Raw genomic sequence first — 24960 nt, 5'->3', positions numbered from 1 at the left:
ACTCCCTTACAACTCCTTGCGTTGGCCATGGGTCTCCTGTGCGCGCATATGGAATGCGCACGTCATGTTCCGTGGGGGACGTTTTGGAAGTACCGGAAGAATCCATCGAAGAAGTGCCCGAGCCTGAGCCGGAGTCGGGGCCCGCGCCCCGCCCGCGCCGCCGGGGTCGTACCACCGTCCTCATCGCCGTCGCCGCCGTGCTCGGTGTCGTCGCCGGTACCTGTACGGGATTCCTCGTGCAGGCGAACCGCGCGCCGGACGCGCTGCCCTCGCTCTCGCAGGCCACGCTCACGCAGGCGAAGGGGCCGGCTCCGGAGCCGTTGTCCGCCGCCCAGGACCGCAGGGTCAAGACGGACGGCGACCTGCGCAAGCTGCTGCTGAAGAGGCCGAGCGGGGCGCGGGACGCGGACTACACCGTCGGGAAGGACGGGTGGCTGGACCTGGCCGGGTACGCGGAGACGTACGACAGGCCGGCCAACGCCTTCAGTGAGCTCGTCGCCAATGAGTTCCGCCGCGCGGCTGTCGTGAACTGGCGGGAGGGCGGCTCGCTCTTCGTCGAGATCCGGCTCGTGCAGTACCGCCAGGAGGACGACCTCGTCGCCTCCGACGCCGCGAGCAACGCCTACAACTACGCCGAGGACGAGTCCCACACCGACAGCTGGCCCATTCCGGGTACCGGTGACGGGATGGCGTACGTCCACAACTCGCCTGACCGCAAGGCGGGTTACACGGATGTCTACAACGCCGAGGCGCACGCCTGGCGCGGTGACATCGAGATGCAGGTGTGGGTCTCCTCCGGGAGCCCCGTCTCCAAGAAGAAGATCATGGATCTGGCCAAGCGGCAGATGGAGCGGCTGTGACCACGGAGAACCCCACCGAGCGGGTGGAGCCGGAGCCGGAGCCGGGGCCGGACGCCGACGTACTTGTTCCCGAACTCGTCGGCAGCTCCGCGGAGTTGACCCCCGAGACGGTCAGGAAGTCGGTGCGCAGGGGCCGTATCGCCGCGGTCGCCGGGGTCGTGCTGCTGAGCCTCGCCGTGGTCGGCGCGGTCGGGTACACCGTCGTGACCGTGAACGGCGCGGACCGGGACGCGGGTGACGCCGTATGGAAGTTCCCGAAGGTGTCGAAGGAGAAGGCGGAGGGCGCGGCCAGGCCGACCGGGCTCGCCGCGGCGCTCGTGCCGTACGGCCCGGACGGCTGGAGCCAGGGGCCCGACCTCGCGGAGTACGGCCATGACGTGGCGTTCACCGGGGCGCAGGCGACCGCGCTGCGCAAGGAGTCGCTGAAGGAACTGCCGGCCAAGCAGCGCAAGCCGCTGGAGAAGGCGATCGACAAGCAGCACACCAAGGGCCTGGCGATGCGCAGCTATGTCAGCACCGACGAGCAGGCGTCCGTCTACACGGACAAGGCGTCGACGGTGAGCATCGTGCTGGCCCAGATCGCGGACAAGTCGGCGGTACGGAACGCGTCCCGCTTCCAGAACGAGTTCCTCGACTCCCTGGGTGTCTTCCGGCCCGGGCCGTCGATCAACGGCTACAAGAACGCCGAGTGCTTCCTCTCGCCGAAGAGCAGCGACGAGAAGCTCGACACGATCTACTGCTCCGCCTACCAGGGGGAAGTCCTGGTCACCCTCACGGCGCAGGCCGTCAGGCCGATGCAGTCGTACGCCATCGGGCGCCTGCTCCAGGAACAGCTCGACCGCATCAAGGACCCGGGGGAGGCGGTATGACCGACCAGCAGCAGGAGAAGGCCGTGGAGACCGCCCAGCCCACCCCTGAGCCGACGACCGTGGAAGAACCGGCCGTCCCGGAGCCTCCGCTCCTCCCGCCTGCCGCCCTCCATGAGCAAGAGGAGGAAGGGCGGGAAGGGCAGGAAGGGCAGGAGCGGGAACCCCTGTCCGTTCCCGTCAAGAAGGATCGTCGGGTTCTCCGCGCTGTGCTCCGCTGGACCGCCGCCGTGGTCGTCTTCGCGGTGGCCGGGGCCGGGACGGCGTACGGGATCACCGGCATGAAGCGGACGGACGTGCCCGGGCTCGGGACGGCGTCGGACGGGCGGTGGGACTACCCCACCCTCACCAAGCCGCCGCTGCCGAAGGGCAGCCCGGGGCCGTTGGCCGAGGCGAACCCGGCTGGGTCCCACTTCGCGGACCTGCGGGCGCTGGTGCTGCCGGCGCCGAAGGGGGCCACGGGCGACAAGGCGCTCGACGGCCCTGACGGCTGGCCGGCCACGAAGGTGTTCCTCGCCGAGTTCTCCTCCGCCGACGACCGGACCGAGCTCGCGCAGAAGCTCACCGACGACGGTCTGCGGCACATCGCGGCGCGCGGCTGGACCACCCCGGACGGCACGCACACCCGGATCTACCTGCTCCAGTTCGACACGGCGACGGTCGCCGACGGCCTGGTCTCGGGGAACCTGGGCGGGTACGCGGCGCCCACCTACCCGGTACGCGGCGCCGACAGCTACGAGTCGGACGACGACTTCCCGGACGCGGCCAAGGTCACGGACGTCTCGCTCCTCCCGTACGCCGAGACGAAGCCGTACGGCGCCGAACAGGTCCGCGAGGCGTTCCTCACGGCGGGCGACACCGTCGCGATGATCGTGCAGTCGAGGAAGGGCGGGGCGAACGCCGTCCCGTTCCGGCAGACGGTCACCCTGCAGAGCCAGCTGCTCGCCTAGCCGTACCTCGCCATGAGGGCCGGGTCCCAGCCGCGTAAGCTGGGGCCCGGCCCTGTGTACATATGCGTACCGCACCACGCTCATCCGAGGAGCACCCGTGGAGATCTTCTTCGAAACCCTGCTGGTCCTGGTCTGCGTCGGCGTTCTCGCCTTCGCCGGACTGAGCGTGAAGAAGCTGTACCAGGGCCAGCGCTGACCCCCACCGAGGAACTGCTGACGCCATGATCGAGATCCCGTCCGACCTCCACAAGGACCTGGTCCCCCTCGTCTTCCTGCTCGGCGAGTGGGCCGGCGCGGGCGTGCACGACTTCCCGGGCTCCGAGAAGTGCAACTTCGGCCAGGAGGTCTCCTTCACGCACGACGGCCGCGACTTCCTGGAGTACCGCTCGCACACCTGGGTCCTGGACAACGACGGCAACAAGGTCCGCCCGCTGGAGACCGAGTCCGGCTTCTGGCGCATCGACGCCGACCGCAAGGTAGAGGTCACGATGACCCGCGACGACGGAGTCGTCGAGATCTGGTACGGCGAGCTCGCCAAGCAGAAGCCCCAGATCGACCTGGTCACCGACGCCGTCGCCCGCATCGCCGCCTCCGGCCCCTACACCGGCGGCAAGCGCCTCTACGGCTACGTCAAGAGCGACCTCATGTGGGTCGGCGAGAAGCAGACCCCCGAGGTTGAACTCCGGCCCTACATGTCCGCCCACCTGAAGAAGATCGTCACCCCGGACGACGTCGAGCGGTGGGCGAAGGCCCTGCCGGACGACATGCCGGACGACGGGATCGCTTTCTTCAAGTAGTTCTAGACTCTGAGGTGTGGTGAGCACCCAAGGCATGGACCCAGGCACGGACTGGAAGAGTGATCTGCGGCAGCGCGGCTACCGGCTGACCCCGCAGCGGCAGCTCGTGCTCGAAGCCGTGGACACCCTGGAGCACGCGACCCCCGACGACATCCTCATCGAGGTGAGGAAGACGGCGTCGGGGGTCAACATCTCCACCGTGTACCGAACCCTGGAGCTCCTCGAAGAGCTCCAGCTGGTCAGTCACGCACACCTGGGGCACGGGGCGCCGACGTACCACCTCGCGGACCGGCACCACCACATCCACCTCGTCTGCCGTGACTGCACGAACGTCATCGAGGCCGATGTCGAGGTCGCCGCCGAGTTCCGGGCCAAGCTGCGGGACACGTTCGGCTTCGAGACCGACATGAAGCACTTCGCCATCTTCGGCAGATGCCGCGACTGTTCCATGAAGACTTCAACTACCGAGTCGTAGGCTTACCGGTATGAAGAGCCCCCTGTTGTCCCTGCCCGGCGCCGTCCCCGCCGAAGGAGTGGACGAAGGCGTCGCCGCCCACTACGGCGACCTGTTCCGTGAGCAGCGCACCCTCGCCGACGGCACCGGTTTCGTCGACCTCTCGCACCGGGGCGTCGTCGCGGTCACCGGTGACGACCGTCTGAGCTGGCTGCACCTCCTGCTCACCCAGCACGTCAGCGACCTCCCCACCGGCGTCGCCACCGAGGCGCTGATCCTCTCCGCGCACGGCCACATCGAGCACGCCCTGTACCTCGTGGACGACGGCACGACGGTCTGGATGCACACCGAACCCGACACCCAGGAGGCGCTGATCGCCTACCTGGAGTCGATGAAGTTCTTCTACCGCGTCGAAGTCACCGACCGCACAAGCGAGTTCGCGGTCGTGTACGTCCCCGCCGGTTCCATCGCCGAGGTCCCGTCCGGTGCCGTCGTACGTGAGACGCCCTACGGCCGCGACCTCTTCCTCCCGCGCGAGGACCTGGAGTCGTACGCCGAGAAGTCGGGCCCCCCGGCCGGGATCCTGGCCTACGAGGCGCTGCGCGTCGAGCACCACCGCCCCCGCCTCGGCTTCGAGACCGACCACCGCACGATCCCGCACGAGCTGGGCTGGATCGGCACGGCGGTCCATCTCCAGAAGGGCTGCTACCGCGGCCAGGAGACGGTCGCCCGCGTCCAGAACCTGGGCAAGCCCCCGCGCCGTCTCGTCTTCCTCCACCTCGACGGCAGCGAGGTCCATCTCCCGGGCCACGGCACGGAGTTGAGGCTCGCGGAGGAGGGCGCGGAGGGCCGGAAGATCGGCTTCATCACGACGTCCGTACGCCACCACGAGCTCGGGCCGATCGCCCTCGCGCTGGTGAAGCGGAACGTGCCGCTGGACGCGCCGCTGCTGGCCGACAGCACGGCGGCGGCCCAGGAAGTGGTCGTAGAGCCCTAGTTGTTCATGGGGACTCAGAGGTCCACGACCACCGTGAACGGGCCGTCGTTCGTCAGGGAGACGCGCATCTGGGCGCCGAAGCGGCCCGTCGCCACGGTGGCGCCCAGGGCGCGGAGTTGGGCGACGACCTCGTCGACCAGGGGCTCCGCGACATCGCCGGGGGCGGCGGCGTTCCAGGTGGGCCGACGCCCCTTGCGGGCATCGCCGTACAGCGTGAACTGGCTGATGACGAGCAGCGGGGCATCGACATCACTGCACGACCTCTCGTCGTGCAGCATGCGGATCGACCAGAGTTTGCGGGCCAGTTGGGCCGCCTTCTCCTTGGTGTCGTCGTGGGTGACGCCGACGAGGACGCAGAGCCCCTCGCCGTCGATCGCCCCGACCGTCTCGCCCTCTACGACGACACTCGCGCCGTCCACCCTCTGCACCACTGCTCGCATGGATCCCATGATGCCGTGCGGGCGAGAAGGACCTTCAGGGGCCTCCGGCGGGCCTATTTTTGATCCTTAACCCCCCATCTGGGGCCGTTCGGGGGCACTCGGTCACATAGCGGCCAGTTGGGGTGGCACGATGCTGTCCACACGCCGGTCGAGGGGACGGGTAGAGGCACATGAGCACACCGAGTACCGGGCAGCCCCCTGGGCCTGTCTCGCTGATCCGCGCGGGAGGACCGGCCACGCGCCGCCCGCCCGTGCAGCGCGTGGACAGCCCGCTGCTGCCCGCCGAACCGCCCGCACCCGACCTGACCGCGCTACGGCTCCCGGAGCTGCGCGCGCTGCGCCGCGACGCCCAGCGCGACGAGGCGGACCTGAGTTACGTACGACGGCTGCTCCAGGGCCGGATCGACATCCTGCGCGCCGAGCTGGCCCGGCGTTCCCCGGCGGGCGCGGCATCGGTGGTGGACCGTCTCTCGGAGATCCTCACCGATGCCCCCGCCCGCCACCGCTCCTCGGCCCGGCACGTCACGCTGGGCACCCCGCACAGCGAGGAGTACCGGCTGCTGGCCGCGGAGATGCTCGCCGAGGTCGAACTGTCCGACCTGGAGGCCCGCACCGACGTGGAACTGACCACGGCGATGGGCCGCCTGGTCCGGTACGAACAGCAGGTGTCCCGCCGCCGCCAGCTCCTCCAGCACACGGCCGACGGCTGTAGCGCGGAGATCGCCCGCAGGTACCGTGAGGGAGAGGCGCAGGTGGACGACCTGCTGACGTGAGCGACGTGAGGGGCCCGATGTGACGGCTGAGGGTGCGGGGCATGTGTCCCCTCCGGTGCTGGCGGAGGTGGTCCGCTCCGGCTTCGTCGAGAGCCGCCACCGGGGCAGCCTGGTGATCCTGGCGGCGGACGGTTCGGTGGCACTGGCCCTGGGTGATGTGACGACCCCCGTCTTCCCCCGTTCCTCCAACAAGCCGATGCAGGCGGCGGGCGTCCTGCGCGCGGGCCTCGACCTCACCGGCGAACGCCTCGCGATCGCCGCCGCGAGCCACTCCGGCGAACTCTTCCACCGCGATCTCGTACGCCGACTCCTCTCCGAACACGGCCTGGACGCGGGCCAGTTGCAGTGCCCGCCGGACCTCCCCCTCGACCCCGTCGAGCAGGAGACGTACCTGGCGTCGGGCGCCGTACGCGACCGCATCGCCATGAACTGCTCCGGCAAACACACGGCCATGCTGGCGGCGTCGGCGCAACGGGGCTGGCCACTGGACTCATACCTGGACCCCGAGCACCCGCTCCAGAAACTTATCCACAGGGTTGTGGAAGAAGTCTCGGGCGAGCGGGTGGCGGCCGTGGGCACGGACGGCTGCGGCGCCCCCCTCCTGGCAATCACCCTGACGGGACTGGCTCGTGCGTACCGCTCCTTCGTCCTGGCGGAGCCGGGTTCCCCGGAACGCCGAGTCGCCGACGCGATGCGCGCCCACCCCGAGTACGTAGCCGGCACCCGCCGCCCGGACACATGGCTGATGCGCGCGGTACCGGGCGCCCTGTCGAAGATGGGCGCGGAGGCGGTCCAGGCGGTAGCCCTCCCGGACGGCCGAGCACTGGCGTTCAAGGTGGAGGACGGCGCGGGGCGGGCGCTGGGCCCGGTGCTACGACGAACACTGGACCTGATGGACGTACCGACCGAGGCGCTCGGAAAGGCGGCCGTGCTGGGTGGTGGCCGTGAGGTGGGAGAGATCCGAGCGGTGTTCTAGGGGGCAGGGACTGGACCACTCGCTTCTCAGCCAGTGTCGGGCTTCCGCGGCCCGAGTAAAGGGCGCTCCCTGCGGTCGCGTCGCCTGCGGCGATGGCCCTGCGGGCCACCCTTGACTAGGGCCGCTCCAGCCCGTTTCAGAAGCGAGCGAGCGGTCCGCAGGAACGGGTGGCCAGGTAGGAACCCCTTTGCCTGAACTGCCTTGCTGGCCGGTGCGGAGGGAACGCACTCGCGTCTCGCCAGCACGCCACCTCGGCTCAGCGGCCAGCGCTGGGTGGGTGTGTGTGGGTGGGTGCTGGAAGCTGGGTTCTTTTCTAACCACTCTCACACCCTATGAGTGGTTAGAAAATACCCCAGCTTCTGGAGGGGCAGGGGGCAGGGGGCAGGGGGCAGGGGGCAGGGGGCAGGGGGCGACGGGTGCGCTGACGTCTCGCCTGCACGCCGGGGCGGCGCCGCGACATCCGCCGGTGGGGCGTGCTTCTGCTTTTCACCCCGTCCGCTCTTTCAGCTGCGCCGGCATCACTCAGCCCGTCCGGCGTTTGAGGACGAGGCCGTTCAGGCCGAAGGGGGGTCTGGGGGCGCAGTCCCCAGGGATGGGACGGGTAGGGGCGGCGGGGGCGAGGAAAAATCCCCGAGACACCCCACCGTTCGTGCACCTAGCGTGATCCCATGACCAGTCACACCCAGGATCTCGCCGTCCGCCCCGTCACAGAGCCCGAGATCCCCGACTGGATCCGCGCCCTGAACACCGGTTTCCTGCGCACCCCGTACGTCCCCGACGAAGAGATCGCCGACCGCAGCAGCTACATCGACCCGTCCCGCACCCTCGGCGCCTTCGACGGCACCCGCTGCGTGGCGACCTTCCGCTCGTTCCCTCAGGAGCTGACGGCCGTGGGCGGCAGACCGGTCCCGGCCGACGCCATCTCGAACGTCACCGTCACGGCCACCCACCGCCGCCGAGGCCTCCTGAACCGCATGATGGCCCAGGACCTGGCGGCCGCGAAGGAACGCGGCGACGTCGTGGCCACACTCATCGCCGCCGAGTACCGGATCTACGGTCGATACGGCTTCGGCCCGGCCACGTCGGCGACCCAGTGGGAGATCGACGTGACGAGGGCAGGCCTGGACCCCCGCTGGTCCGCCCCGGAGGACGGCGGCCGTATCGACCTGGTGGACGGCGAGGACGTACGCAAGCTCGGTCCCGAACTGCACGAGCGGCTGCGCCGCGTCCAGCCCGGTGCGATCACCCGCGACGACCGCTGGTGGCAGGTCAACACGGGCGCCGTACGGCTGACGCGCGCGCCGTGGACCGAGCCGTTCTACGCCGTCCACCGCGCGGCGGACGGCGAGGTGCAGGGCCTGGTCGCGTACGTCTGCGACGACACATGGACCGACGCCAAGCAGCCGCTCGACACGGCCACGGTGAAGGGGTTCATCGCCACGACCCCGGCGGCCGAACGCGCGCTGTGGCACCACCTCTGCTCGATCGACTGGGTGACGAAGGTGAAGTCGGGCTGGCGTGCCCCCGACGACCTGCTGCCCCTGCTGCTGCCGGACCCGCGCGCCGCCACGATCACGACACAGGCGGACTGGCTGTGGGTGCGGGTCCTGGACGTCGTACGGGCCATGGAGGCGCGGTCGTACGAGGGGGAGGGCGCGTTGGTGTTCGAGGTCGTCGACGGGGCCGGACTGGCCGGTGGGCGCTACCGGTTGGAGGCTTCGGCGCAGGGGGCGTCCTGTACGCCGACGACGGAGAGTCCCGAACTCACCCTCGATGTAAGGGAGTTGGGGACGCTGTGGCTGGGGGACGAGTCGGCCGTGCGGCTGGCCGCGCTGGGGCGGGTCCGGGAAGAACGAGCGGGCGCCGCCCGTGTGGCCGACGCCCTGCTGCGTACGTCCAGGCGGCCATGGTGCCCGGACATCTTCTGAACCTGAACGACCCTTCCGCTGGTGCCTGTTGATGGACTGGACTCATCCGTAGCTGTTCAGTTGTGATGGTGGTGCCGGCCGCCGGGCTCTCGGCTCCCCTCCAGGAGAGAGACCCAGGCGGCCAAGTTAGCCAAGTTGGTGACCAACTCTCTTCTAGTTATCTCCTCTTGGGTACGTCTCATAACCACCTTTCCTTGAACTGCCGAAAGATGGCGGGAAGTTGTAGTGTTTGGTCGTGGACCCGAAACACGCCACCGTCAATGGACGGACGAGGTCACCACGGCCACAGTGGTCACACCGCGAGCTGGCCGACGAGCTGCGCACCCGGATCAGGTCCGGTGTACTGCGGCCCGGCCAGCGCATGCCCACCCAGGCCAAGCTGGCGGACGAGTTCGGCGTCGAGCGCGGGGCCGTACGACAGGCGCTGCGCATCCTGCAGTCCGAGCGGCTGCTCACCAACGTGTCCAAGGGCAGCCCGGCGACCGTGGCCCCCGACCTCAACCTGGCGCTGACCGGCCCGGGAGCCCCGCCGCAGCCCACGATGGTGGGCCTGGGACCGCGCATATCGGAGGCCTTCGCGCAGCCGCACGTCGAGATCGAGGCGCTGTGCCTCACGGCGGTCTCGCTCACGCTGGCCATCGGCGAACCGCTGCGCCAGATCCACGCCGGACGTCTGAAACCGGCCAAGGTCGACGTCCGGGTGCTGCTGCCGAGCAGTGACATCGACCTCGCCTTCCCCTCCCGCGTGGACGCCCCGGCCGACAGCCGGCTGCAACGCCGCTGGCTGGCCCAACGCAACGCCCAGGGACAGGTGTTGAAGCACAACCTGCTCGCGTTACGCGCCACGCACGGCATCGACGTGCACATCACGTTCCGCGCGCTGCCCTTCACCCCGCCCGTGAAGCTGTACCTGCTCAACGGCTCGGAGGCGCTCTTCGCCTACTACACGCTGACCCAGCGCGAGGCGGAGATCGGCCACGAGCAGGTGGAGATGTACGACGCGGAGGGCACCCAGTCGATGCTGTTCGCCTTCGAGCAGGGCGCCGGCCTGCGGGACACGACGTTCGTGGAACAGTCGCACCTGTGGTTCAACGCACTGTGGGAGACGATCAGTTCGGAGCTCACACTGACACCCACGAGCTGATCGCCTCCCGCAGTGGCTGACCTGACGTGACCTTGGGGGCGGCCTTCGGGTCGTACGGTCACAGGGCCGGTCCGGTGACCAGCAGGGCCAGGACGACGGCCCCGATGGAACTGATGGCCGGGCTCTTGGCCTTGATGCCGATGGAGAGCAACAGCAGGCCGATGATCCCGGTGGCGCCGTACTTCCACTGGACGATCTGCTCGAAGCCGACGACGAAGACGGCGGAGAGGAGGGCTATGGCGGGCACGGTGGTTCCCCCTTCGGGCTGTGGAAGCAAAACTTCCACCAACTTGACGCAACTCTAGAAAGTTGGCAGCCAACTCTGCTTAAGTTGTTCCCGATTGGCACCTACTCACACCTACTTACAATCAGGTTCCAAACAACTCCCCTTAGATGGAGCAGAGTTATACCGTTTGGTAGTGACCCAGGAGAACGTGGCAGTGAACGGCAGCAGAAGCTTCTCGCCCCAGGAGATCGCCGACGCCCTACGCGACCGCATCCGCACCGGCGACCTCAAGGCAGGAGACCGCCTGCCCACCCAGGCCGACCTGGCGGAGGAGTTCGGGGTCGAGCGGGGAGCCGTACGCCAGGCGCTGCGCCTCCTCCAGGAGGCGGGGCTCCTGACGAATGTGAGCAAGGGGAGTCCGCCGCGGATCGCCGCGCCTACTCCTGCGCCCGGTGCCCCCCAGCCGACGATGGTCGGGCTGGCACCACGCCTGACAGAAGCCTTCTCCGCGCCGGCCGTCCACATAGACGTGGTGTGCCACACCGCCGAGACCCTGATGGTGGCCATCGGCGAACCCCTCCGCCAGATCCACGAGGGCCGCCTCAGCCCCCAGTCGATCGAGGTCCGCATCCTGGTCCCCTCAAAGGAGATCACCCTCGCGTTCCCCGTCCCGGCCGATGGTGACGACGAGGACAGATCGGTCCACGACCGCTGGCTGTCGATGCGCAACGCCCAGGGCCAGGTGCTCCAGCACAACCTGCTGTCCCTGAGAGCCACCCATGGCATGGACGTCAAGGTCACGTTCCGGGCGCTCCCTTTCACTCCACCGGTGAAGCTCTACCTTCTCAACGGCCAGGAGGCGCTGCTCGGTTACTACATGCTCACCAGACGGGAGGAGGAGTACGGCAGCCAGACCTTGGACATGTACGACGTACTAGGCGCCAAGTCCCTCCTCTTCTCCTTCCTCCGGCAGGCCGGCGAGCGGGACGCTGCGTTCGTGGAGCAATCACAGCTGTGGTTCGACGCCCTCTGGGAAACCATCACGACGGACCTGACACTCTCCTAGTGACTTCTGATGCGACGCAGACTGAACTGGTGACAGCAGAGATAGAGAAAGAGACAGAGAAGCTGCGGGAACTGATCACGCGTGCGCGAGTGGTGCTGTGGGACTTCGACGGGCCGATCTGCCGACTGTTCGCCGGACACTCGGCGGAGCGGGTGGCCGGCGAGCTGGTGGAGTGGTTGAAGCGGCAAGGCCTCCGCAGCCTGCTCACAGACACCGAACGGGGTTCCCCGAACCCGCAGGAAGTACTGCGAGCCGTGGCCCGCCGGCATCCCGGCAGCGACCTGGTGGCGGAACTGGAGGGACGTCTCACCCAAGAGGAGGTGAGAGCTGCCGCCTCCGCGATGCCCACCGCCTACGCCGACATTCTGATCCGCACCTGGACTGCGGTGGGCTCCCGGCTGGCGATCACCACGAACAACTCCCCCCAGGCGGCCCGCGCATACCTGGATAGCCGCGGTCTCGTCACCTGCTTCGCCCCGCACATCTATGGCCGCACCAAGGAACTCCACCTTCTCAAGCCCGATCCGCACTACCTCAACCGAGCTCTGAGCGCGATGGGGGCTGAGCCCGCCGCCGCTTTGATGATCGGCGACTCCCCAACGGACTTCGAGGCCGCGCACGAGGCCAGGGTCCCCTTCCTCGGCTACGCGCGTAACGAACGTAAGGAGAAGCTCTTGAGGGAGGGCGGAGCGGAGCACGTCGTGGGCTCTTTGAAGCCCCTGCTGCGGATGCTGACGTGACGTGACAGGGACGAGGCCGGACGAAGGCGGCGGCAAGGAGTTCCGTCGGGTCGCGCAAGAGCTCCGGGTGAGGGTGGCGAACGGGTCGTATCCACTGAACTCCTACTTGCCGGCACAGTCGGCGCTCGCGACGGAGTTCGGGGTTTCCCGGAACATCGTGCAGCGGGTCCTGGAGGAGCTGCGCAACGAAGGCTGGATCGAGTCCCGGCAGGGCACGGGTTCACGTGTCGTCAAGAACCAGCGCATACGGTCCTGGTCACCCAGGGCCAGCCGGTCACGCCAGGCACTGACGCTGGGTCCTCTCATCAGTGAGGCCTTCGAGCAGCCCGAAGTCGCCCTGGATGTCTACACGTTGACGTCCGAGTCCCTTGACGCGCACATCCGGCTCCAGTCGGAACGGATCCGCGCCGGGCACATCACTCCGCAGCGCATCGCCCTGCGCGTGCTGCTGCCCACCGAGTCGATGACCCTGCCGTATCCGCGGGCCAAGGACGACAAGGACGATCCGCGCTTGCACGACCGCCTGCATCGCATCACCAGGCGGCACACGGAGTCCCTGCGTGAGGCGCTGATGGCGCTGGAGGCCGAAAACCTGGTGCCGTCCGTCGAGTTGGAGATCCGGCACACGCCGCTGACGCCGACCTTCAAGCTGTACGTGATCAATGGTGCCGAGGTACTGCACGGCGTCTACACGATCATCGAGCGCGCGATGGTCCTGGACGACGGGGACAGGATCACGGCGCTCGACGTGCTGGGCTACGGCGCCACCCTCACCCACCACGTGAAGGACGCCGACCCGACCTCGCCGGGGTCCGTCTTCGTGGAAGGCATGACGACCTGGTTCGAGTCCGTCTGGACGCGGCTGGCCGACTAGCTCTGCTAGGCCTGAGTCATCAGCAGGAAGAAGATCAGGGCTCCGATGGAGAGGCAGACCGTGTTGCGTGCCCGGAGGCCGACCACGATGAGGAACATGCACAGGACGCCGAGTGCGCCGTAGCGTGACTGGAGCAGTTGGGCGAGACCCAAGTTGAAGATGACGCCCAGCAGTTGAAAGACGATCACGACTCCCCCAAACCACCGCTTCCCGAGAAGCGATCAACTACCCGTCCAATTGGACTGGTTGACGTAATTAGGTTGTTCCCTGGCCTACTGATCCCTTAACCGGCAGTCAAGTTGGCGGGGTGATTTGACTGGAAGTGGTTTGTTCGGTGGCGATGAGAGGTACGGTCGCGGTGTGAGTGACGGCACCCCGGGCGATGGCGGCGGCAGGGAGTTCGAGCGCGTCGCGGGTGAGCTGCGGGCGCGGATGAACGACGGCACCTACCCCAAGGGTTCGTTCCTGCCTCCACAGCGTGAACTGGCCGAGGAGTTCGAGGTCTCTCGTGACACCGTGCAGAAGGCGCTCACGGAGCTGAGGAGCGAGGGCTGGATCGAAACGCGCCAGGGAAGCGGTTCCCGGGTCGTCAAGGGCCAGCAGGTCCAGTCCTCGACGAGCAGCGGGTTGGTCACGCTCCGCCCGCTCATCGATCACGCCTTTGAACAGAGTGAAGTGACCCTGGACGTCTTCACGTTGACGTCCGAGTCGCTGGACGCGCACATCCGCATGCAGGCGGAGCGGATACGGGCCGGGGAGATCGCCCCGCAACGCATCGCCCTGCGCATGATGCTGCCCTCCGAATCACTTGAAATCCCGTACGGACGGACCGGGCAGCCGGCTCAGGACGAGCGTCTGAAAGTGCGGTTTCTGAACATCACAAGGCGGTACACCGAGTCTCTGCGCACCGCGCTGAGCGATCTACAGACGACGGGACTCGTGCCCGCCGTGGATCTCCAGATCCGCCAGATTCCGCTGGCGCCGTCGTTCAAGCTTTATCTTCTGAACGGGGTAGAAGCGGTGTTCGGCCCGTACAAACTGTACAAGCGGTCCATCGAAATGGAGGACGGTGAGGTAATCGAAGACGTTCTCGATGTCGAGGGCCTGGGCGCCGGTCTCACTCACCTTGTTATGGATGCTGAACTCCATTCGCAGGGAACGGTGTTCGTGAGGAGCTGGCAGGAGTGGTTCGACTCAATATGGGAGGGTCTCACCAAACAGGTCGGAGCTTCTCGGCGGCCGCGATGATCGAAAGGTGTGTGGAGACCACGGCGTCCGCACCGCCCTCCTTCATTTCCCGGGCCCGCTTTTCTTTTCTGGTGTATCCGACAAACCAGGTGCCGACCTCCCGCGCCGCTTTCAGATCCGCGATCTGATCGCCGATCAGGATGCATGAAGAAGCGGGAATGCCGAGGTGTCCGAGGGCTCGGTTCACGCAATGCGGATCGGGTTTCATACGGCGGGCATCAGACGGGTCGCGGCCGAACACGTCCTCGAACTTCCCGCGAAAATCCGGTTGTTCGAGATATCTGCGGATCGGGCCCTCGGCATTGTTGCTCACGATCACCATGGGCATGTCGAGTTCGTGCAGTAGGTCCACGAGGGTAACGATGTGCGGGGTGCGTACCGCGGTCCGGAGCGCCTCGGTCTCCTGCTCGGTGACGATCGTCTCCGCGAGCTCCAGCGGTTCCGGCGAGAGCTTCTTCGTGGCCGGCTGCTCGTACATGTCCCTGAGGCGGCGGAGGATGTCGTGCGAGTCTTGGCAGGACTCGACATCCGGATCCAACCGGCCCTGGTCCCCCGGATCGCGCCAGCCCCAGTACGGCCGTGCCGCCTCCCTGACCTGCTCTGCGACACCATCCGTGGGTACACCGCGGAAGAGGTCGCAGACCGGTCCGTCGAAGTCGAACAGCACGGCACGGGTCGTGGTGAGCAGGCGCAGCAGCACGTCCTGGTCGTCGGGCGCGTCGGCCGCGTCGGTCATGGGGCTCCTAGTCGTCGCGACAGTCTGTCCCGGAGGGGTTCGCGTTCTCCACGGTTCCCACGTCTAACGCCCGGGATCCGGCCCGAGACACGTACTTCCGAGTCCGTCGTCGCGTCGAGTGAACGTACGTACCGTCGTCCGCGGCGGTTCAATGGGCGGGTTCTCCACCGGTACTCGAAGCCGGTGGAGTAACGTGCCCCATCCCTTGCCTCAACTACCTCATCGGCTCCACCGGAACGGGCTGAACGCAACGAATGACATCCCAACTCTCCGGCGTTCGGCGGCGAGCCGACGAACTGGGCGGCGTGAACGGCGTGGTCAGAGGCCCGCTCAAGGGCTACCACCACGAGACCTATGTGCTGTTCATGCCCGGTGAGACGCGCATTGTGAAGTTCCGGGAGCCGCGCGAGGAGATCCTGTGGTTCGACCGCAGATGCTTCCGCTCGGAGGAGGATCTGCTCCGCGCGCTGCAGGGGAAGGTCGGCCGCATCCCCGCCATTCACGATGTCGAGGGCATGGCGCTGCAGGGGTTCATCGAGGGCCGGACCCTCAGGGCGCGTCCTTGGGGCGACCGGAGAATTCCTGAGGCGGTCCTCGACCAGATCGTCGACCTGTTCCAGGAGATGGCGCGGATCACGCCGGACATGCTCCATGTGGAGCGGCGCTGTGAGCCCGAGGACCGCGCAGAGGACGGCGACTGCGACGGATTCCTGGAACGTCTGATCGTCTTCGTCGAAAAGCAGGTCTACAAGAAGAACCACCAGGGTTTCGGAAGACTCTTCGAAGACCTCGGTATCGGCGACGACGCGTTCGTCCAGCTGAGAAAGAACGTTTCCGGAATGAGGGAACGTGACTTCTGTCTTCTGCACGCCGATCTGCACCGGGAAAACCTCGTCCTCGACCTGTTCGGCCAACTCTGGGCCATCGACTGGGAGTTGGCGATGTTGGGGGATCCGCTCTACGACTTGGCCACCAACCTCCACCTGATGTCCTATCCGGCGGACCAGGAGCGCCGTATCGTCGAGGAATGGTCCAGAGTCGTCCACCGGGTACGGCCCCGAAGCGCACAGGGCTGGGAACAGGACCTAGAACGTCTTCTCGGCTTCAAGAAGGCGCAGTCGGTATTCACCGACGTCATTCGGCTGTCGCTCTTCCTGCGTGACGGGCCGAGAATCAACTGGGTCAGGCTTCCCTCGGTGGTCGGGAAACTGCAGACCATTTTGACTGCTGCCGCAGGCCCGTTGGGGCTGGCCGAGGTTCCGAGCAGATCCCGGATCGCGGCGGCGCTCGTCCGCTAACATCAGAAGGCCGCGAGTCTAGGTCCGTGTAGTGAGACCGCGAAGATCCTTCCTGAATCGTGCCTCTCTATCTGCTTCCATGTCTGTCCTGCTTCGTCAGCGGTACGAGCACACTCGGAGTGCCAGTGGGCATACCTCGTGATCCCCGCCTCCCTGACCTGAAGGCGTTCGTGGCGGACGCCGCGAATTCGGGATGGGCCGCGAACGGCTACCACAACCAGAACTACGTGCTGCCGGTGACGGACGGTGTCGCGCAGTTGGTGGGCCGCCCGGTCGGCACATCCGTGACCGTGCGGATACCGCGTACCGATGCCCTGCCGGTGGTGATCCGGACCTGGGAGAACGAGGCGGAGATCCTCCGGGCCATCAAGGGCGTGCTGCCCCATGTGCCCGAGTGCCTGATCGAAGGGGACGGTTTCGCTGTCCACAGCTATGTGGACGGTGTACCGCTGTCCAGTGTCTGCGGGAACGGAAAGCCGGTCGACGCGCTGCTCATGAAGGCGCTGGTGGGTCTCCTGGCCCAGATGGCCCGGGTCCGCCGTGGCGCGTTGCCGCCCAGGCCGCCGCTCTGGCCCGCCAACCACACGGACAGCCAGGGCTTTCTGCGGACGCTGTCCTTGATGGCGGACAGCCAGATCCGCAAGCTCAACTGGCTTCATTTCGGTGGCCTGTTCGCGGCCCTGGGTATTGCCGAGGACGCCCTGGTCCGGTTGGCCGAACGCGCACCCGCCATGGTGCGGCGACCGTACAGCCTGCTCCACGCGGACCTGCACCGCGACAACCTGATCATGTCGTACGCCGGTGATCCGCCGCTCATCTGCGTCGACTGGGAGCTGGCGACCTACGGCGACCCGCTGCACGATCTCGCGACCCACCTTGTCCGGATGCACTACCCGTCGCGCCAGTGGGACGAGGTGATCGACGCATGGGCGCACGCCATGCACGCCGTCCGGCCGGCGGCCGTCAACGGTGTGGCGAAGGACCTGCGGCACTACGTCGCCTTCGAGCGGGCGCAGTCGGTCTACCCGGATGTCATGCGGGCCGCGAAGTCCCTGGAGGAACGGTTCGACCAGATGAGCCTGGACGACGCGACGGCGGCGGTCCGGCGGGCCTTGGAGGCGGGTGCGGAGCCGCTGAGGCTCAGTCATGTGCCGGGCGAGCGTGAGATCGAGCGGATCCTGTTCCGCTGGCGGGCGTCCGCGGGGGTCGGCGGGACCGCACGGCGCGGTACCGCCGACGGATCGGCGACCCGTTGGAAGCCGGACCTGCGCGTGCCCGAGCGTCTCGACTTCCCCTACGCCGCCGTCGGGGGCGCCCTGTCCCTGGAAGGCGCGGCACCCGCCGACCGGGTGTTCAAAGGCACCTCACATCTCAATACCGCGGTCCGGGTACCGGGCACCGACTTCCCCGTCGTGGTGCGGCGCACCGTGGGGAACGTCCACCGACGGGAACGCTGCTTCCTCAGCGAGCACGCAGTGCTGCAGCTCATCGAGCGGTCGAACGCGGCGGTAGCGGCACCGAGGGTCCTGGCACAGGGCGAGAGCCATTCCGGACACGCCATCGACATCCAGACGTACTCCAAGGACCTGTTCGCCATCCACACCTACGAGGGCCCGGTCGACTTCCGTCAGCAGCCCGGTCACCCGGTGCACGGGCTGCTGCCCCACGAGGCGGACGGGCTGGTCGACCAACTCCGCGCCTTGACCGAGGTGGACTATCTCGAGGTCGACCCGGTCGCGGGCGGCGATGGGTTCTTCTGCTGGCTGACCGAACAACTCGTCGATCTGGTAAGGCGCTTGCCGAAGGAGTCGCAGCAACTGGCCAGGTTCGTGGGGCTCCCCGACGCACCACGACTCCGGGAGATCCTCTCCCGGTACGCGGTGAGTCACCGGGCTGCTGCCCTGCTCCACGGGAACCTCAACCCGTGGAACCTGATACGCCGTGACGACAGTCTGGCGCTGACGATCATCGACTGGGACATGGCCATGGTCGGTGATCCGCTCTACGACCTGGTCCGGCACATGCACCTCACCCCGACAGGACCGGAGATCCGCGACCGGATGTTCCGCCGCTGGCAGCGCTATCTGCCCGCCGCGTACACGAGGGACTGGGAGATGGACTGGCGCGTCTACCGGTGGATCGAGATCGTGCGGTCCGCGTACGTGGATCTCGATCGTCTCGTCACAGGAGGAAGCCTGGACGCTCCCAACGTCCGTCGCGCGGTGGACTCGTACGCGATGACCCTGGCGGCGGCCACCGGTTCCCTCGGCCTGACCGTCCGCCGAGGAGCCAACCCCTATCTCGCCCGCGCACTGGCATAGGGAGACGATGACTCCGCCGGAGGCCGGTCTGGACGTGGTCATGTGACGCCCTCAGAGGGCGGGGCCTGTCTCGGCGGCGCGATGTTCGGCCTGGTCGGCTAGGGCGCGTCGTCGAACAGCGGGATCAACTCCTCCTCCTCGTACGTCAGATGGGCCTCCAGCGCCGCCGTCAACCGCTCCACCTCCGCCCGGACCACCGCCGGATCCGTGGGCGTCGCGAGCGTCCCGCGCAGCTCCTCCACCAGCGCCGCGATCCGTTCGTGTTCCTCGCGGAGGCGGGTCAGGGCCGGGGTGGCGGTGGGGTGGTGTTCGGAGATGTGGGGGAACAGCATCGTGTCCTCGCCGGTGTGGTGGTTGTGGAGGCCCTGGCAGAACGTGAGGCAGTTGACGCGGAGTTGGGCGCCGAGGGTTGTTGTGCCTGCGGCCAACTCGCCTCGTATCAGTGTCAGTTCGCGGCGGAACGCGTCGTGGACCACCTTGATCGCCTCGCCGAAGGACCTCGCGTTGATGGTTCCCGGGCCGCCCTGCGCCAGGCTGTGGAGGGCTACGACCGGGATGACCCGGTCCGTCTTCTCCTGGTACGTCGCCCAGCCCGGCTCCGCCTCCACGGCTCGGGCGAAGAGCCGGTCGCGTTCCTCGCCGGTGAGGACCTCGGCTCGGGCCTCGTAGGTGAACGTGCCGCTCTCGACGGTGACTTGGGGGTGGGCGACGAGGTTGCGGAACCAGTCCGGGTGGCGGTCGGAGCCGGCCGCCGAGGCGATGACGAGGACCCGGTCGCCGTCGGGGAGGTAGCCGACGGGGGTGGTGTGCGGGGTGCCGGTGCGGGCGCCGGTGGTGGTGAGGAGGAGCAGGCGGGCACCCTCGAAGTAGCCGGTCATCCGGCCCCTGTTGGCGCGGAACTCGTCGATGACCGGTTGGTTGAAGTCGTTGGGCATGAAGGGGTGATCTCTTCTCTCTGTCGCTGCTGGTCCATGGATCGCGCTGTCGCGCTGCGGTGTTGACCCGACTTGACTTGGACGCGGTGACAGATGGCGGGCCTCTCGCCCGCCTCGGCCTCACTCGGAGGCCGGGTACCCGACTCGCTCACGGCACAAGGCCGACCCGGCAGTCATGAGGGGGACGGTAGCGTCCGCCGTATGACTGACGCCACCGAATTCGAGGACATCCCTACGACCACCCTCGCCGAGCTGCTCGGCCATGAGCAGGTGATGGACCTCGGCGTCCGGGCGCTGTGGGGACCGATGCCGCGGCTCACCGGGCCGGCCTTCACCGTGCGGTGTCCGCCCGGCGACAACCTCATGCTGCACGCGGCCATCTACCGCGCTGAGCCCGACTCGGTCGTTGTCGTGGAGTCGGGCGACCTGGAGTACGCGCTCGCCGGAGGGAACGTCTGTGCCGTCGCGCAGCGGCGCGGGATCGCCGGGTTCGTCGTCGACGGGGTGATCCGGGACGTGGGGGAGGTGCGGGCGTCCGGATTCCCCGTGTTCGGGCGGGGGGTCGTGCCGATTCCGGGGGCCAAGAAGGCCGTACTGCCGTTGAACGAGCGGGTGACGTGCGGGGGCGTCGCCGTCGACGCCGGGGATGTCGTGGTGGCCGACGAGGACGGGGTCGTGGTCGTGCCGGGTGCGCGACGGGCCGAGGTGCTCGCGGGGGCGTTGGCGCGGTTGGTCCGGGAGGGCGCCCAGAACCTTGACGACTGGGAGGCGGCGCACCGGGCCCGGGTCGACGAGATGCTGCGCGCGGGCGGGTTCGAGGGGTGACGTGCGTGCCGTAGGAGAGGGGAGGGGAGGGGAGGAATGGCTTACAGGCGTGGCGTGGGAGAGGAATGTGTCCGATCCTGTTGGCGATGCTTCTTTTCCTCGATGTCGACGGGACGCTGCTGCCCTTCGGTGCGTCGCGGCCCTACCCGGTCTACGAACCGGGCTTCGCGCCGCCGGCCGCCGCCGCCCCTCCGCTCCTGACCCGGATCGACCCCTCGCTCGGGCCGCGGCTCGCCGCGCTGCGGTGCGAACTGGTGTGGGCTACGACCTGGATGGACGACGCGAACGTCTGCGTCGCGCCCTGGCTCGGACTGCCCCAACTCCCCCTGGTGGACTGGCTCGACCCGGCGGAGGGGAATGAGAACACGACCGGCGGCCGCCTGCACTGGAAGACCCGGTCGCTCGTCGCCTGGGCCGCAGGCCGGCCTTTCGTCTGGGTCGACGACGAGATCCGGGACGCCGACCGCGACTGGGTCACCGCCCACCACCCCGAACGGGCCCTGCTGCAACGCGTCGACCATCGGTACGGGATCACGGGCGCGGACTTCGATGCCATGGAGGCGTGGCTGGCCACCAACCGGTAGCGCGGGGTGGGTGGTTGGGGGCCAGTGGTTGGAGGGGCGGGCGGCTTTCCGTTCTGCCTCTCACTGGAACGGCGGCTCGTCGTACGACAGTTGCCGCAACCACCTCGCGCTCTCCGCCGCGCCCGCCGCCCGCGTCTGGTCGGACGCCCCGGGGAAGTGCCGGCCCCAGGAGACCGCGCGGCCGATGACACCGAGCCGTCCCGCGAGAGTCAGTGCGTGGCGAAGTTCCTTGCTGGTAAGGCCAGTTCCCGTCCAGGGTTCCAGGTAGGCGTCACGCAGCCGGGGCAGCGCGTCGGGGCCGTAGCGTTCGGTGACGCGGCCGGCGGGGACCAGGAAGCTGCAGAACGGGTGCGACACGGCCGCGTCGCCCCAGTCGAAGAAGGTGAAGCGGCCGGGCTCCGGGTTGAAGAACTGGCCGTCGTGCAGGTCGGAGTGGTCGAGGGAGTCGGGGATGCCCAAGTCGGCCAGTTCCGCGGACCAGTTGAGCAGGCGGGGGCGTAGGGCGTGAAGGGCGGTGGGGTCGGCGTCGGGGGCGGGTCGTCGTAGCGGCGCCGCTGTTCGCTCGGTGACCGAGTGGATGAACTCCACTGTCTCGTCGAAGACTTGGGGGAGGTCCGTCGTCCTTGCGCTGGGGACGCCGAGTTGTTCGAGGTCCTTGGTGTACGGGACGAGGGCTCGCTGCATCGTGGCGTACTGGCGCAGGGGTTCTTCCCAGGCGCGGGGGTCGGCGGGGGTGCGGTCGAGGGCATGGCGGAAGAGTTCGCCGCCGTCGGGGAGCAGGGACCAGCCGCGGTCGGCGTCGACGGCGAGGGGGTCCAGGACGCACTCCGGGACCCAGCGGGCGAGGGCGGCGGTGAGCGGGGCCTCGAAGGCGCCGGCGGGGGGATTGGCCTTCAGCCATACGGCGGTGGAAGCGGTGGTGTCGGCGCCTTCTACGGGGATGCGGACCAGGACGGACCACGGGCGGAGGCGTACGCCGCGGCGGGCTGTGCCGCTCTCCCGCAGGCCCCTCGCCGCGAGTTCGCGGGCGGCCCAGGCGAGGATCTCGTTCCGCCAAGTCGGCTGATCCCAGGGCGTCTTGGCGTTCTCGTGCCGGCCTCGGTCCATGATCACGGATGTGTCGTCGCGCATCGCGTCATTCCAGCAGCGGGGCCGCCCGGGTTCCATCGATTTCCGCGCGGTAGCGTGCTGATCGTGGCGGACTGGGAGCTGCGGCCCGCGTCGGCGGCCGACGTCGAGGCGATCGCCGAGCTGCGTGCCGTCGTCCTGCGCGGTGATCTGGAACGGCTCGGGCGGTACGACGCGCGGCGGGTGCGGCAGCGGCTGCGGGACGGGTTCGAGCCGGGGTGCACCTGGGTGATCGAGGTGGGCGGGGCGTTCGCGGGGTGTGTGGCGCTACGGCCGGACGCGGACGGCCGTTGCCATTGGCTGGAGCATTTCTATGTGGGCGCGCAACATCAGGGGCGCGGGATCGGTTCCGGGGTGCTGGGGGAGCTGCTGGAGCGGTGCGACCGTGACGGGGTCGGTGTCGGTGTCGTACGGCTGAATGTGCTGCGGGGGAGTCCGGCCCGGCGGTTGTACGAGCGGTACGGGTTCGTCGTCGAGGCCGAGGACGCGGTGGACGTTTTCATGGTGCGGGGGTTGCCCGCCTGACCTGCGGCTTCGGGCTTCGCCGTGACATTCGTGGGGGCTGTGTCGTCGTATCGGTATGAACACGAGAATCCGGTACGTCAGCCTCGGTCTGCTGGCCGTGGTCAGCCTGTACACAGGGCTGTGGGCCTACTTCTCGCCCACGGGGTGGTACGCGAACTTCCCCGGGCTCGGGATGAGTTGGCTGCCCCAGCTGGGCCCCTACAACGAGCACCTCGTCAAGGACGCGGGGTCCATGTTCCTCGCGCTGGCCTGCCTGACGCTCATCGCGCTGCGGCAGGTGCGGAACACCCGGCTGGTGCAGACGACGGGTGCGGTGTGGCTGGTCTTCAACGTGCTGCACTTCAGCTATCACGTGCGGCATCTCGACATGTACGGGACGCGTGACCAGGTGCTGAACGTGGTGACCCTGGGCGGGTTGCTGCTGTTGTCGGCGGTGCTGCTGGTGCCGGTGTCGGCGCGTTCCGAGCGGGAGGGTGACGAGCGATGAAGGTGGCGGTGGCGGGCGGTACCGGGCTGATCGGGCGGTACGTGGTCGAGGAGTTGGTCGCGGCCGGGCACGAACCGGTGGTGCTGAGCCGGTCGCGGGGCGTCGACCTCGTCTCGGGCGGCGCGGGGCTCGACGCCGCGCTGGACGGGGTGGACACCGTCGTCGACGTGAGCAACGTGACGACCACCGGCGCGCGGAAGTCGGTCGCGTTCTTCGAGGCCGTAGGGCGCACGCTGCTGGACGCGGGGGAGCGGGCCGGCGTACGGCATCACGTGGTGCTGTCGATCGTCGGCATCGACCGGGTCGGGCTCGGCTACTACCAGGGCAAGCTCCGCCAGGAGGATGTGGTGCGGGGCGGGCCGGTGCCGTGGTCGGTGCTGCGCGCGACGCAGTTCCACGAGTTCGCGGAACAGACCCTCGAACGGGTCCCGGGGCCGCTGGCGGTGGTGCCGCGGATGCGGACCCGGCCGGTCGCCGCGCGGGAGGTCGCGCGGCACCTGGTGAAGCTGGCGCTGGGTCCTGCCCAGGGCATGGCGCCGGAACTCGCCGGGCCGCGTGTCGAGCAACTCGTCGACATGGTGCGGCAGTTGCTGCGGGCTCGGCGGGAACGGCGGTTGGTGGTGCCGGTGCGGATGCCGGGGGCGGTGGGCGCGGCGATGACGGGGGACGGGCAGTTGCCGCTCGACGACAGCGGGCCTCGGGGTGCGGAGACGTTCGACGAGTGGCTCACTCGGTGTGTGGTGCGGGGCGGTCCGTCGTCGGTACGGGGAGGATGATCGCCGCTGTGTCCACGTCACCCGGATCGTCCCGGCGCCCGCACCAGGATCAGGGCACGGACCAAGGCCCGGACCCCACCCTCGGTTCCCTCATGGCCGAGCGGCGGCACCTGCTCAACCTCGGGTACCGGATGCTCGGTTCGGTGCAGGATGCCGAGGACGTCGTACAGGAGACGTACGCCCGTTGGTACGCGCTGTCCGAGGACGCGCAGTGGGCGATCGACGTGCCGATGGCCTGGCTGACCCGGGTCGCGTCGCGGATCTGCCTCGACCAACTCGGGTCGGCGCGGGCCCGGCGGGAGCGGTACACCGGTGAGTGGCTGCCGGAGCCGGTGCGGCACGGGGCCGGGTGGGCCAGTACGGGCGGCGGTGCGGGTGCCGAGGATCCCGCCGACCGGATCACCCTGGACGAGTCGGTCAGCATGGGGATGCTGGTGCTGCTCGACTCGATGACTCCGGCGGAGCGCGTCGCCTTCGTCCTCCACGACGTCTTCGGGCTGCCGTTCACCGAGATCGCCGAGACGGTCGGCCGTACGCCTGCCGCCTGCCGTCAGCTCGCCTCCTCCGCCCGCCGCCGCCTGGCCCACCGCCCGCCCGGCAGCGCCACGGCGGCGGAACACGGGCGCGTCGTCTCCGCGTTCCGCGAGGCCTGCGAGACCGGGGACCTCGACGCGCTGGTCGCGCTGCTCGACCCGGCGGTCGAGTCGCGCAGCGACGGGGGCGGCAAGGTGCGGGCGGCCCTGCGTCCGGTCGTCGGCCGCGACAAGGTGGCCCGCCTCTTCCTCGGACTCATGCGACGGGAACCGGACATGGAACTCGTCGAGGACGACGTCAACGGCATGCCCGGGGTGGCCGTGCGGATGGGCGGGACGACGATCGCCGTGCTGGCGATGGATGTGCGGGGTGGGTTGATCAGCGAGCTGTGGATGGTGGTCGATCCGGACAAGTTGGGGGCGTGGAACGGGAGTTGCGGCGCGTGAGAACGGGTGGTCGGGAACAACCCCGA

Annotated in this window: 28 protein-coding genes; 22 read left to right on the top strand and 6 right to left on the bottom strand. The window is 68.5% G+C overall.

The window, feature by feature from the left end:
• The first annotated feature begins 53 nt into the window (after positions 1 to 53).
• From R2B38_RS18165 to R2B38_RS18140, 6 genes are all read left to right on the top strand, one after another.
• On the top strand, positions 54 to 860 hold the full coding sequence (locus R2B38_RS18165; RefSeq protein ID WP_411978468.1) for a hypothetical protein: 807 nt from the start codon (positions 54 to 56) through the stop codon (positions 858 to 860).
• Positions 857 to 1729 carry a hypothetical protein gene (locus R2B38_RS18160; protein ID WP_318017177.1) on the top strand — a complete coding sequence of 291 codons (873 nt, stop codon included), beginning with the start codon at positions 857 to 859 and terminating at the stop codon, positions 1727 to 1729. Before R2B38_RS18165 ends, R2B38_RS18160 begins: the two co-directional genes overlap by 4 nt.
• Positions 1726 to 2676 (top strand): hypothetical protein, encoded by a 951-nt coding sequence (locus tag R2B38_RS18155; protein WP_318017176.1) that lies wholly within the window; start codon positions 1726 to 1728, stop codon positions 2674 to 2676. The genes R2B38_RS18160 and R2B38_RS18155 overlap by 4 nt, the downstream gene beginning before the upstream one ends.
• A 221-nt stretch (positions 2677 to 2897) precedes the next feature.
• A complete protein-coding gene (locus R2B38_RS18150; protein ID WP_318017175.1) occupies positions 2898 to 3473 on the top strand; it encodes an FABP family protein in 576 nt (191 codons plus the stop codon).
• A 34-nt stretch (positions 3474 to 3507) separates the two neighbouring features.
• Positions 3508 to 3948 carry a Fur family transcriptional regulator gene (locus R2B38_RS18145; protein ID WP_318021720.1) on the top strand — a complete coding sequence of 147 codons (441 nt, stop codon included), beginning with the start codon at positions 3508 to 3510 and terminating at the stop codon, positions 3946 to 3948.
• A 10-nt stretch (positions 3949 to 3958) separates the two neighbouring features.
• Positions 3959 to 4924: a YgfZ/GcvT domain-containing protein gene (locus R2B38_RS18140; RefSeq protein WP_033281305.1), complete on the top strand. Its 966-nt coding sequence runs from the start codon at positions 3959 to 3961 to the stop codon at positions 4922 to 4924.
• Positions 4925 to 4938: 14 nt separating this feature from the next.
• On the opposite strand, the gene dtd is transcribed toward R2B38_RS18140, so the two are convergent.
• Complete coding sequence (gene dtd / locus R2B38_RS18135) at positions 4939 to 5364, bottom strand: D-aminoacyl-tRNA deacylase (protein WP_318017174.1); 426 nt, start codon at positions 5362 to 5364, stop codon at positions 4939 to 4941.
• Positions 5365 to 5534: 170 nt separating this feature from the next.
• Between dtd and R2B38_RS18130 the strand changes: the two genes are divergently transcribed.
• The 4 genes from R2B38_RS18130 to R2B38_RS18115 all read left to right on the top strand — a co-directional run bounded on the left by R2B38_RS18130 (position 5535) and on the right by R2B38_RS18115 (position 10185).
• Positions 5535 to 6137, top strand: a complete 603-nt coding sequence (locus R2B38_RS18130) for a hypothetical protein (protein ID WP_033281303.1) — start codon at positions 5535 to 5537, stop codon at positions 6135 to 6137.
• A 43-nt stretch (positions 6138 to 6180) separates the two neighbouring features.
• The gene (locus R2B38_RS18125; protein WP_318017173.1) at positions 6181 to 7113 is read left to right on the top strand and encodes an asparaginase; all 933 of its coding nucleotides are present in this window, start codon (positions 6181 to 6183) and stop codon (positions 7111 to 7113) included.
• Between the two features lie 668 nt (positions 7114 to 7781).
• Complete coding sequence (locus R2B38_RS18120) at positions 7782 to 9041, top strand: GNAT family N-acetyltransferase (RefSeq protein WP_318017172.1); 1260 nt, start codon at positions 7782 to 7784, stop codon at positions 9039 to 9041.
• Between the two features lie 229 nt (positions 9042 to 9270).
• Positions 9271 to 10185 carry a winged helix-turn-helix domain-containing protein gene (locus R2B38_RS18115; protein ID WP_318017171.1) on the top strand — a complete coding sequence of 305 codons (915 nt, stop codon included), beginning with the start codon at positions 9271 to 9273 and terminating at the stop codon, positions 10183 to 10185.
• 58 nt (positions 10186 to 10243) lie between these two features.
• On the opposite strand, the gene R2B38_RS18110 is transcribed toward R2B38_RS18115, so the two are convergent.
• Positions 10244 to 10432 carry a hypothetical protein gene (locus R2B38_RS18110; RefSeq protein ID WP_019062567.1) on the bottom strand — a complete coding sequence of 63 codons (189 nt, stop codon included), beginning with the start codon at positions 10430 to 10432 and terminating at the stop codon, positions 10244 to 10246.
• Positions 10433 to 10598: 166 nt separating this feature from the next.
• Here R2B38_RS18110 and R2B38_RS18105 point away from each other — a divergent pair, with 166 nt between their 5' ends.
• The 3 genes from R2B38_RS18105 to R2B38_RS18095 are packed head-to-tail and all read left to right on the top strand — an operon-like array spanning position 10599 to position 13091.
• Positions 10599 to 11477 carry a winged helix-turn-helix domain-containing protein gene (locus R2B38_RS18105; protein ID WP_318017170.1) on the top strand — a complete coding sequence of 293 codons (879 nt, stop codon included), beginning with the start codon at positions 10599 to 10601 and terminating at the stop codon, positions 11475 to 11477.
• 29 nt (positions 11478 to 11506) lie between these two features.
• A complete protein-coding gene (locus R2B38_RS18100) occupies positions 11507 to 12217 on the top strand; it encodes an HAD family hydrolase (RefSeq protein WP_318017169.1) in 711 nt (236 codons plus the stop codon).
• 1 nt (position 12218) lies between these two features.
• On the top strand, positions 12219 to 13091 hold the full coding sequence (locus R2B38_RS18095; RefSeq protein WP_318017168.1) for a winged helix-turn-helix domain-containing protein: 873 nt from the start codon (positions 12219 to 12221) through the stop codon (positions 13089 to 13091).
• Between the two features lie 5 nt (positions 13092 to 13096).
• Here the strand turns inward: R2B38_RS18095 and R2B38_RS18090 are convergent, their stop codons facing one another.
• Positions 13097 to 13279 carry a hypothetical protein gene (locus R2B38_RS18090; RefSeq protein WP_318017167.1) on the bottom strand — a complete coding sequence of 61 codons (183 nt, stop codon included), beginning with the start codon at positions 13277 to 13279 and terminating at the stop codon, positions 13097 to 13099.
• Between the two features lie 172 nt (positions 13280 to 13451).
• Here R2B38_RS18090 and R2B38_RS18085 point away from each other — a divergent pair, with 172 nt between their 5' ends.
• On the top strand, positions 13452 to 14339 hold the full coding sequence (locus R2B38_RS18085) for a GntR family transcriptional regulator (RefSeq protein WP_318017166.1): 888 nt from the start codon (positions 13452 to 13454) through the stop codon (positions 14337 to 14339).
• Here R2B38_RS18085 and R2B38_RS18080 read toward each other — a convergent pair.
• Positions 14302 to 15075, bottom strand: a complete 774-nt coding sequence (locus R2B38_RS18080) for an HAD-IA family hydrolase (RefSeq protein WP_318017165.1) — start codon at positions 15073 to 15075, stop codon at positions 14302 to 14304. The two genes, R2B38_RS18085 and R2B38_RS18080, sit on opposite strands and share 38 nt — an antisense overlap.
• Positions 15076 to 15380: 305 nt before the next feature.
• Here R2B38_RS18080 and R2B38_RS18075 point away from each other — a divergent pair, with 305 nt between their 5' ends.
• Positions 15381 to 16373, top strand: a complete 993-nt coding sequence (locus R2B38_RS18075) for a phosphotransferase (RefSeq protein WP_318017164.1) — start codon at positions 15381 to 15383, stop codon at positions 16371 to 16373.
• A 125-nt stretch (positions 16374 to 16498) separates the two neighbouring features.
• Positions 16499 to 18694 (top strand): phosphotransferase, encoded by a 2196-nt coding sequence (locus tag R2B38_RS18070; protein ID WP_411978467.1) that lies wholly within the window; start codon positions 16499 to 16501, stop codon positions 18692 to 18694.
• 98 nt (positions 18695 to 18792) lie between these two features.
• On the opposite strand, the gene R2B38_RS18065 is transcribed toward R2B38_RS18070, so the two are convergent.
• Positions 18793 to 19629 (bottom strand): nitroreductase/quinone reductase family protein, encoded by an 837-nt coding sequence (locus tag R2B38_RS18065; protein ID WP_318017163.1) that lies wholly within the window; start codon positions 19627 to 19629, stop codon positions 18793 to 18795.
• Positions 19630 to 19830: 201 nt separating this feature from the next.
• Here R2B38_RS18065 and R2B38_RS18060 point away from each other — a divergent pair, with 201 nt between their 5' ends.
• Positions 19831 to 20454 (top strand): RraA family protein, encoded by a 624-nt coding sequence (locus R2B38_RS18060; protein WP_318017162.1) that lies wholly within the window; start codon positions 19831 to 19833, stop codon positions 20452 to 20454.
• Between the two features lie 86 nt (positions 20455 to 20540).
• Complete coding sequence (locus R2B38_RS18055; RefSeq protein ID WP_318017161.1) at positions 20541 to 21038, top strand: HAD domain-containing protein; 498 nt, start codon at positions 20541 to 20543, stop codon at positions 21036 to 21038.
• A 60-nt stretch (positions 21039 to 21098) separates the two neighbouring features.
• Here R2B38_RS18055 and R2B38_RS18050 read toward each other — a convergent pair whose 3' ends face one another.
• Positions 21099 to 22169 (bottom strand): aminoglycoside phosphotransferase family protein, encoded by a 1071-nt coding sequence (locus R2B38_RS18050; protein ID WP_318017160.1) that lies wholly within the window; start codon positions 22167 to 22169, stop codon positions 21099 to 21101.
• Positions 22170 to 22232: 63 nt separating this feature from the next.
• On the opposite strand from R2B38_RS18050, the gene R2B38_RS18045 reads away from it, so the two are divergent.
• Genes R2B38_RS18045 through sigJ form a run of 4 tightly spaced genes read left to right on the top strand, consistent with a single transcriptional unit; the run spans position 22233 to position 24934 of the window.
• Entirely contained in the window at positions 22233 to 22691 is a 459-nt protein-coding gene (locus R2B38_RS18045; protein ID WP_318017159.1) for a GNAT family N-acetyltransferase, read from the top strand.
• 55 nt (positions 22692 to 22746) lie between these two features.
• Positions 22747 to 23178 carry a hypothetical protein gene (locus R2B38_RS18040; RefSeq protein ID WP_318017158.1) on the top strand — a complete coding sequence of 144 codons (432 nt, stop codon included), beginning with the start codon at positions 22747 to 22749 and terminating at the stop codon, positions 23176 to 23178.
• Positions 23175 to 23954 (top strand): SDR family oxidoreductase, encoded by a 780-nt coding sequence (locus tag R2B38_RS18035; RefSeq protein WP_318017157.1) that lies wholly within the window; start codon positions 23175 to 23177, stop codon positions 23952 to 23954. Before R2B38_RS18040 ends, R2B38_RS18035 begins: the two co-directional genes overlap by 4 nt.
• On the top strand, positions 23951 to 24934 hold the full coding sequence (gene sigJ, locus R2B38_RS18030; RefSeq protein WP_411978466.1) for an RNA polymerase sigma factor SigJ: 984 nt from the start codon (positions 23951 to 23953) through the stop codon (positions 24932 to 24934). The genes R2B38_RS18035 and sigJ overlap by 4 nt, the downstream gene beginning before the upstream one ends.
• Positions 24935 to 24960 lie beyond the last annotated feature (26 nt).

It is taken from the genome of Streptomyces sp. N50, from assembly GCF_033335955.1.
Lineage (GTDB): Bacteria > Actinomycetota > Actinomycetes > Streptomycetales > Streptomycetaceae > Streptomyces.
Note: the sequence above shows the minus strand (reverse complement) of the source record. Positions and strands in the feature narration are given on the sequence as shown.

What these genes read in the sequence shown, in the direction of transcription:
- R2B38_RS18165 (WP_411978468.1), top strand. Translation starts at nt 54, where the DNA reads ATGCGCACGTCATGTTCCGTGGGGGACGTTTTGGAAGTACCGGAAGAA.
- R2B38_RS18155 (WP_318017176.1), top strand. Translation starts at nt 1,726, where the DNA reads ATGACCGACCAGCAGCAGGAGAAGGCCGTGGAGACCGCCCAGCCCACC.
- R2B38_RS18150 (WP_318017175.1), top strand. Translation starts at nt 2,898, where the DNA reads ATGATCGAGATCCCGTCCGACCTCCACAAGGACCTGGTCCCCCTCGTC.
- R2B38_RS18145 (WP_318021720.1), top strand. Translation starts at nt 3,508, where the DNA reads ATGGACCCAGGCACGGACTGGAAGAGTGATCTGCGGCAGCGCGGCTAC.
- R2B38_RS18140 (WP_033281305.1), top strand. Translation starts at nt 3,959, where the DNA reads ATGAAGAGCCCCCTGTTGTCCCTGCCCGGCGCCGTCCCCGCCGAAGGA.
- dtd (WP_318017174.1), bottom strand. Translation starts at nt 5,364, where the DNA reads ATGCGAGCAGTGGTGCAGAGGGTGGACGGCGCGAGTGTCGTCGTAGAG.
- R2B38_RS18130 (WP_033281303.1), top strand. Translation starts at nt 5,535, where the DNA reads ATGAGCACACCGAGTACCGGGCAGCCCCCTGGGCCTGTCTCGCTGATC.
- R2B38_RS18120 (WP_318017172.1), top strand. Translation starts at nt 7,782, where the DNA reads ATGACCAGTCACACCCAGGATCTCGCCGTCCGCCCCGTCACAGAGCCC.
- R2B38_RS18080 (WP_318017165.1), bottom strand. Translation starts at nt 15,075, where the DNA reads ATGACCGACGCGGCCGACGCGCCCGACGACCAGGACGTGCTGCTGCGC.
- R2B38_RS18065 (WP_318017163.1), bottom strand. Translation starts at nt 19,629, where the DNA reads ATGCCCAACGACTTCAACCAACCGGTCATCGACGAGTTCCGCGCCAAC.
- R2B38_RS18060 (WP_318017162.1), top strand. Translation starts at nt 19,831, where the DNA reads ATGACTGACGCCACCGAATTCGAGGACATCCCTACGACCACCCTCGCC.
- R2B38_RS18055 (WP_318017161.1), top strand. Translation starts at nt 20,541, where the DNA reads ATGCTTCTTTTCCTCGATGTCGACGGGACGCTGCTGCCCTTCGGTGCG.
- R2B38_RS18050 (WP_318017160.1), bottom strand. Translation starts at nt 22,169, where the DNA reads ATGCGCGACGACACATCCGTGATCATGGACCGAGGCCGGCACGAGAAC.
- R2B38_RS18040 (WP_318017158.1), top strand. Translation starts at nt 22,747, where the DNA reads ATGAACACGAGAATCCGGTACGTCAGCCTCGGTCTGCTGGCCGTGGTC.
- R2B38_RS18035 (WP_318017157.1), top strand. Translation starts at nt 23,175, where the DNA reads ATGAAGGTGGCGGTGGCGGGCGGTACCGGGCTGATCGGGCGGTACGTG.
- sigJ (WP_411978466.1), top strand. Translation starts at nt 23,951, where the DNA reads ATGATCGCCGCTGTGTCCACGTCACCCGGATCGTCCCGGCGCCCGCAC.